Annotated in this window: 5 protein-coding genes; 1 reads left to right on the top strand and 4 read right to left on the bottom strand. The window is 26.2% G+C overall.

What is annotated here, in order from left to right:
* Both T364_RS0106880 and T364_RS0106875 read right to left on the bottom strand, forming a co-directional pair.
* On the bottom strand, positions 1-613 hold a 613-nt coding region (locus T364_RS0106880; RefSeq protein WP_027128919.1), incomplete at its 3' end, for a hypothetical protein.
* On the bottom strand, positions 606-1,478 hold the full coding sequence (locus tag T364_RS0106875; RefSeq protein WP_027128918.1) for a hypothetical protein: 873 nt from the start codon (positions 1,476-1,478) through the stop codon (positions 606-608). The genes T364_RS0106875 and T364_RS0106880, both read right to left, overlap by 8 nt.
* 343 nt (positions 1,479-1,821) lie before the next feature.
* Between T364_RS0106875 and T364_RS0106870 the strand changes: the two genes are divergently transcribed.
* Entirely contained in the window at positions 1,822-2,529 is a 708-nt protein-coding gene (locus T364_RS0106870) for a hypothetical protein (protein ID WP_026674123.1), read from the top strand.
* 405 nt (positions 2,530-2,934) lie between these two features.
* Here T364_RS0106870 and T364_RS0106865 read toward each other — a convergent pair whose 3' ends face one another.
* Positions 2,935-3,447 (bottom strand): hypothetical protein, encoded by a 513-nt coding sequence (locus T364_RS0106865; protein ID WP_026674110.1) that lies wholly within the window; start codon positions 3,445-3,447, stop codon positions 2,935-2,937.
* Between the two features lie 11 nt (positions 3,448-3,458).
* A partial coding sequence (locus T364_RS0106860) for a relaxase/mobilization nuclease domain-containing protein (protein WP_027128917.1) occupies positions 3,459-4,080 on the bottom strand: 622 nt, incomplete at its 5' end.

Genomic DNA, 4,080 nt, shown 5'->3' with positions numbered 1-4,080 from the left:
CTAAACTATGCCCTGTTATATGAATATTTATTTTTTCTTCTTCTTTTTTACACATTTTCTTTATATATTCTAAAAACATATAGGCACAGATTAGTTGTGATCCATTTTCTTTCATAAATCCCAACTCAATATCTTGTATCATATCTTTAATTGTTCCCTTAATATCTTCAGGTTTAAAGCTGAAGTCTGTTCCTCTGTAAGCTATTACAACATCATTTTCTTTTTGAAAGGCACAGGCATAAAAACCATTGTCAGAAACATTTCTGCCATATCCATAATCAGCAAACAGCTTTGTTTTATCTGCACTGTAAATAAACTGCCAGCCGTTAAAATCATAATATGGTTTTAACTCTACTTTTGTATCTTTATCTTTTTCTATTCCAAAAACTCCCAAAAGGCGTTTATCTCTTTCATCATACATTAAAATATCATTAATTACTTCAGGCTCTATATCATCTCTCTTTATTTTATCCCAAACTGTACTAAGTTTTAAAAAATTAATAAAATCTTTATTTTGATAAGAAATCTCTTTTTTTAATTTATCTAAATCTAAATTATTCCAATTCAAATATGATAATTGAGAAAAAAAAGCATATTCTACATCTCTAACCATTATTTCTCAACTCCTCTGGGAATATTACATTAACATCTTCTGGTTTTTTTATATATTTATAATACATTTGAAACCAAATATTAGGAATATTCTCATCATTAAAATATTTAGTAAAATAATCCATTAAATACCCCATTTCTTTTGATGACAATGTTTTTTCCTTTTTATATTTCTTTAAATATTTTTTTACTTGTGGCTCATCTTTAAAAATATAAAATATATGATTTTTTACTACATCATAAGTTAAACACTTCTTATCTCTTAAATACATATTAATATCACAATTTATATTATATTTCTTATATAAAATTTGATGAAAGTTAAATAACTTTTTTTTATATTCATCAATATTTACTTTTGTAATATCATCAGCAAAAATATCTATATATACACGAAGTCCAACTTTTTCATCAGGGATAAAATTTCCTATATTTTGCTCTACAAACTCAATACCCTCTTTCAAAAACATAGCTTCTGATAAATCCACATATACAACAATGTCATCTCCAAATACTTTTTTAGCATTTTCTCTTATTATCTTAGTCAGTCTTGGAGAAGCAAGAGCATTCTCATATTGGTCTTTAAAGTCATCTTCCCACATATATAAGCTATCTAAATCCTCTAAAGCCACTTGTATTCCCATAAAAGCCTTAGCTTCTTTTAATTTATCACTATAAATTATTCCCCTATAACGAACATTGGTATTAAAACCATATTCTCTCTCCAATCCTCTGATAAAATAAAACTTATCATTAGGTACTTGCCGTTGTATTACTTCTAAAACTTCATCATTGTGCATTTTAGTAAAACTACTTGTCAGTAATGTAATAAATATAAGCATAACTACGCTAAATATTTTTTTCATAAAAGACCTCCATACCTATTTTTTATAAGTATACCCCGACATTTTCAATAATTCAAGTCAAGAAATAAAGATTAATTTAACAAAATTAAAAAACTTAATAAAAACTTTTCTTTCCTAACTCCACCTTAACTACTTTTTTATATTTTTTTCTTTTTGGCAAATCAATCTCCCACATAAATATTCAAGCAGTCAAGGGCTTTAGTCGGCTTGCCGATGGCTTTGCCACCCTTGACAGATAGAATATTTATGTAAAAAATCCTTGTCCAAAAAGAAAAAATCTTTATTTTTATATAAATGTATGGTATAATATTTTATATATATAAAGTATTAAAGGAGGGCATATATGAATATTCAAACTAAAAAGAAAATTGAAGAAATTAAGGGAATGATAAAGAAAAAAGTAAAAGCTGAAAGTATTATAAAAGAAAAATTTGTTACTCCTAAGAAAAAGGATAATTGGCTTGATAAAAACCACGAACACTTTACAGAAAAGGAATTAAACTATTTAAACTATTCTTTCTCTCCTGAAATCGTAGAAGTGGAAGAAGTAGTAGAGGAAACTCCAAAGGCTGTAAAAATAGATGAAACTGAAATTACTGAAGCTGTAATTGAAGAACCTAAAGAGGTGGAAGAACAAGCTGAAAATCCTGTTCCTGAAGAAAAACAAGCTACCCCTATATCTGCTACTCCATCAAATAATATAGACTTTTTCTTGGATAGTCCAAAAATTTTTAAATCTTTTGAAGAAATTAAGACACCACAAGACAAAATCAACTTTTTATTAAATGACAAGGTTTTAAAGGCTCTATTCTTTATGACTGAAGGACAGGCTATTAAAAATGAAGCCGACGCAACTTTAAAATACAGCCTAGAAAATATAAAAACTAAATACTCTCAAAATATAAAAATCAAGAATATCCGTATCAATGAAGACCTTTATAAACACTTTACAGAATTCTGTGAAGAAAATAAAATCACTATCATATCAGCTTTGAGCTGTGCTTTAGAAGAATTTTTAGAAAAATATAAAGAACTGGATAAAAAAAATTAAAGAGCAGCCCTGATACACTATAATATACTTTATACTATATATTATAGTGTATTATTTTGTTTTATAAAAAATACTTTATAGTATATAAATTACTATTATTTAAAAATAAATAAAAACACTTTATGATATATGTGTATTTTTGGAAGCACTTGGAAGCAGAGTACAAAAAAATATATAGTATATTTTTTCTTTATTTTATAATACTTTTAAAAGAATATATACATATATATTTTATGTTGTATATAGTATAAATTTTATTCTTTAAAAAATATGTATAAAATTTACATACATATATATTATTTTTTAAATTAAAATATAAATTATACTTTATACATACTATATATAAAAAAGAAGCTCTTTAAAGCTTCTTTTTTTTCTTCCTTTTATTTTCTCTATAAAAATTACTTATTTTTTATTATTTTTCTTTTCTTCTGCCATTTTCTTCTTTATCCAATCGTAATCTCCTAAAAATAATTCTTGATTTTTCTTATCATACCAATATTTTTGGTCTAACAGGTGCATATTATAAACAGAATTTATCCTATCGGATAAAATTTTATTTTCTTCTGCCATTCTTCTTACATTGGTCATATAGAAATATGATACCATTATAAAAGCTATTAAAAATCCTCCCAACGGAATATATAACAACCATAATTTCCAACTATCAAAAATCTTATTTACAAGGTCATTTATCGCATTACTTATAGCCTTTCCGTCTATATTCTCATATTCTTCTTTGATAGCCACTATTTCCTCTTTGATTTTCTTTAAATCAGGGCTTATATTTTCTACTTCTGAAAAAGTTTTCTCTATTTTTTCCAATCTTGCTGATGTGAGCTTTAATCTTTCCAAAACTTTATCAATTTCTTCTGCTTCATTTTTTAATTTACTTGCTCCCTCAAATAAATTTGCCATACAGTTCCTCCTTATAATTCCATTCCGTCTTTATCACGGCTTTGATTTTTTAAATGTTTTTTCCACAGATTTTCTTGTTCTTTTGGTTTATATCTTTCAAGCTCTTTTTTCTTATCTAATTCTTTAAAATGTTCCCTTAATTTTTCTGTATTAAATGCAGGGTGATGTATATGATTTTCTAAGCTGTCTAATCTAAATTTTGGCTTCTTACTTACTCTATGTTCTTCATCAACAGTTAAAGTAATATATTTTCTGTATTTTATAGAACCATCTTCTTTAACAGTTTCTCCCCAATCAATATCTACTCCTTTTTCTTTTAGAATTCTTGTAAAATCTTCTTTATTTTTTGCTTCTTCTCCTGCTTGAATTACTGCCAAAGATACTGTTACTATATCGCTTTGTTTTTCTCCTCTTAAAGCCTTTTCTATAGCTTCTCTTGTATGTCTTGATTTTGTTGTTACTTCTCCTATCTCTAAATTCTTCTCTTTTGGCTGTACAATTTCTAGTCCATATTCTTGGGCTAATTCATCTGCTCTATCTCTCCATCTATTAAACTCTTTTTCCTCATAATAGAACTTCTCTCCATTCTCAAAATTTACTGAATTTACTACGATATGATTATGGATATGTTTT

The sequence above is a fragment of the Fusobacterium perfoetens ATCC 29250 genome (assembly GCF_000622245.1).
Taxonomy (GTDB): Bacteria; Fusobacteriota; Fusobacteriia; order Fusobacteriales; family Fusobacteriaceae; genus Fusobacterium_B; species Fusobacterium_B perfoetens.
The sequence above is the reverse complement of the archived record's forward strand: the minus strand, read 5'-3'. Positions and strand labels throughout refer to the sequence as shown.

What these genes read in the sequence shown, in the direction of transcription:
- T364_RS0106875 (WP_027128918.1), bottom strand. Translation starts at nt 1,478, where the DNA reads ATGAAAAAAATATTTAGCGTAGTTATGCTTATATTTATTACATTACTG.
- T364_RS0106870 (WP_026674123.1), top strand. Translation starts at nt 1,822, where the DNA reads ATGAATATTCAAACTAAAAAGAAAATTGAAGAAATTAAGGGAATGATA.
- T364_RS0106865 (WP_026674110.1), bottom strand. Translation starts at nt 3,447, where the DNA reads ATGGCAAATTTATTTGAGGGAGCAAGTAAATTAAAAAATGAAGCAGAA.